This window comes from Palaeococcus sp. (in: euryarchaeotes), assembly GCF_053987695.1.
The window spans coordinates 1-2,123 of record NZ_JBMXHE010000020.1 but is presented as its reverse complement, the minus strand read 5'-3'; the positions used below and the strand labels follow the sequence as shown (position 1 = coordinate 2,123).

The window sequence follows — 2,123 nt, the reverse complement described above, 5'->3', positions numbered from 1 at the left end:
TGGGCTGCGTCTTTCATGAGCCAGAGACAGGTAAATGCAAAATCCATGACTACAATCCATTAGTCTGTCAGATTTACCCGTTTATGGTCTCTCACAAACCTCTGGGCATTGAGAATGAGGAACCTTTTGAATACAAAGGGGAAAAGCTCTGGCTGTATTATGATGAAAGCTGTCCGGGAATAGGGGAAGGAAAAGAAACCATTACAAGAGAAGAGATAGCTGAGCTTGGTTTGAAATTCAAGGAGGAGTTTGATAAGACTGATTTGGATGGGCTGGGCAAGATTTTAGACGAAACCGAAAAACAGATATAACACTCCATCCTTAATTTTTGATATGAGATGGAAGTCGGATATTTTGCTTGGGTGTTTTGTTTTCCAAGCCGTTACTAACCTTGCATTCTACGGTTTTGTGCCAATCATGTTTTCTACTATCATTCCAAATTCTGCTTATCGTTACTTTTTTCTTCTGAAAGCCTCGCCCTTTAGGGCGGGGATACAGTAAATCATCCAACGAGTATTGAATCACCGAAACCCTTTTAAGTCTTGCCAGCGTAATAGGGCCTCGAAGAGGCCACCAAAGAACAACCCGATGAGACGAGGGGTTTATCGTGTCCCTCCCGTTGGGAGGGTTGACGCTGTTAAGCATCCTTTCAAAATTGCCTCTCGGTAGTTGAAAACTCTAAGGGGTGGCCTTTGAGCGATAACCCCGAGCCGCTCTGCGGTAGGGGTAATGGGCCTAAGACCGGGCCTGCGGGCTGAACCGAAACCGGCAACGGGAGTAGGGGATGATTGCCCGCAAACCTCCCCGTCAATGGCGAGGGAGTTAAGCCGAACCCTCGCAAAGGGGAGGAGGTCAGTACCTGGGAATTGCTACGAATTTAAAAAGGGCAAAGAAGTTTGGAGCGGTTTACTTTCTATTTGGCTTAGTTGGGTCGCTCTGGGCTCTTTTTTATTTCACGAGAACTCCCGTGGAAACTCCTCTGTTGTTTGCTGTTCTCGGAGCATGGGCACTTTCTTCTCTGATTGGGCTAATAATCTTTCTGAAGGAAAAAGAAGTCTCTATGTCTATTGCTCTCTCTGTCATGGCGATTGCCCTCCTAAGTGCTTCAGCTTTCCTCAGTGCTTTCTCTGCCCAGTGGCTGGTGAGTGACTACTATATCCATGTAAAGATGGAAGAGAACATACCTAAGAACGCCACGGTAATTGTGGCTTATCCGGAACAAGTTCCCCCTCCAAATCTCACAAACTCAGGCTAACCTTTTAAGGATCATTGTATCTAATTGAGTTTGATGAACCAAGAGCTTAGATATCGAAGGATTTCCTCATGGGAGTTCGACTTAATTTTGAGAGAAGCAGAAAAATATGGCGAGCTTAGGCACAGCTTTTTTGCAGTTGTTGAAGGCAAATTCAGAGATGTTTATGCTGTGAACGAGGAAGTTTGGAGGGAGATTGAAAATCTAAAGCTCAAGCCCTATTCCTTTGGGACTTTTGTTGGAACGATAAAAGTTGATGAAAATTTGGTGGAGAAATTCTATCCAAACATTGAGTTCTTCTACTTCGTTGATATCAAAAAGAACTATGCCATCTTGAAGCCAAAGGCTGCTTTCCTTTTCACAACTGGTAAAGATGTTCCAAGGAGAGGCATTAAAGAATACAAATGGGAAGGTACAAAAAAGCTCGTTCTCTTCGATGAGAATGGAGTGATTTTGGGAATTGGCAGAATTCAATCCGACAGTGAGAGAAGCTTTATTAAAAACATTACAGATGTTGGTGAGTTTATACGGCGGCACAAAAAAGCGTAACTTTTATATACCTCCACGTTTATAGTATCTTTCGGTAATTAAAATCAGAGCTTTTTCTGATTATGTTAAAATAACCTAATTTTGATGATGGGGGTGGTGGAGATGGTTAAGCGCGTTAAGACGGGAATTCCGGGAATGGATGAAATACTTCATGGGGGTATACCAGAGAGGAACGTCGTTTTACTAAGCGGTGGGCCAGGAACTGGTAAGACAATTTTCAGTCAGCAGTTCTTATGGAACGGTCTCCAGATGGGCGAGCCGGGCATATATGTTGCTTTGGAAGAACATCCAGTCCAAGTGAGGCAGAACATGGCTCAATTTG

General features: G+C 43.8%; 5 protein-coding genes. 4 read left to right on the top strand and 1 reads right to left on the bottom strand.

Annotated elements, in window-relative coordinates; all coding sequences use genetic code 11:
• Nucleotides 1–311, top strand: a 311-nt coding sequence (locus ACXJGZ_RS01810) for a YkgJ family cysteine cluster protein (protein WP_456398117.1), incomplete at its 5' end; no start/stop codon positions are given.
• Between the two features lie 637 nt (nucleotides 312–948).
• Here ACXJGZ_RS01810 and ACXJGZ_RS01805 read toward each other — a convergent pair.
• Nucleotides 949–1,083 (bottom strand): hypothetical protein, encoded by a 135-nt coding sequence (locus tag ACXJGZ_RS01805; RefSeq protein WP_456398116.1) that lies wholly within the window; start codon nucleotides 1,081–1,083, stop codon nucleotides 949–951.
• Here ACXJGZ_RS01805 and ACXJGZ_RS01800 point away from each other — a divergent pair.
• The 3 genes from ACXJGZ_RS01800 to ACXJGZ_RS01790 all read left to right on the top strand — a co-directional run.
• A complete protein-coding gene (locus tag ACXJGZ_RS01800; protein ID WP_456398114.1) occupies nucleotides 1,082–1,255 on the top strand; it encodes a hypothetical protein in 174 nt (57 codons plus the stop codon). The genes ACXJGZ_RS01805 and ACXJGZ_RS01800 overlap by 2 nt on opposite strands.
• Nucleotides 1,256–1,288: 33 nt before the next feature.
• Nucleotides 1,289–1,801 carry a PUA domain-containing protein gene (locus ACXJGZ_RS01795; protein ID WP_456398112.1) on the top strand — a complete coding sequence of 171 codons (513 nt, stop codon included), beginning with the start codon at nucleotides 1,289–1,291 and terminating at the stop codon, nucleotides 1,799–1,801.
• A 102-nt stretch (nucleotides 1,802–1,903) separates the two neighbouring features.
• A partial coding sequence (locus tag ACXJGZ_RS01790) for an ATPase domain-containing protein (RefSeq protein WP_456398110.1) occupies nucleotides 1,904–2,123 on the top strand: 220 nt, incomplete at its 3' end.

Bases quoted from the DNA above. Each gene is read 5' to 3' on its own strand.
- ACXJGZ_RS01800 (WP_456398114.1), top strand. From the start codon at position 1,082: ATGGCGATTGCCCTCCTAAGTGCTTCAGCTTTCCTCAGTGCTTTCTCT.
- ACXJGZ_RS01805 (WP_456398116.1), bottom strand. From the start codon at position 1,083: ATGACAGAGAGAGCAATAGACATAGAGACTTCTTTTTCCTTCAGAAAG.
- ACXJGZ_RS01795 (WP_456398112.1), top strand. From the start codon at position 1,289: ATGAACCAAGAGCTTAGATATCGAAGGATTTCCTCATGGGAGTTCGAC.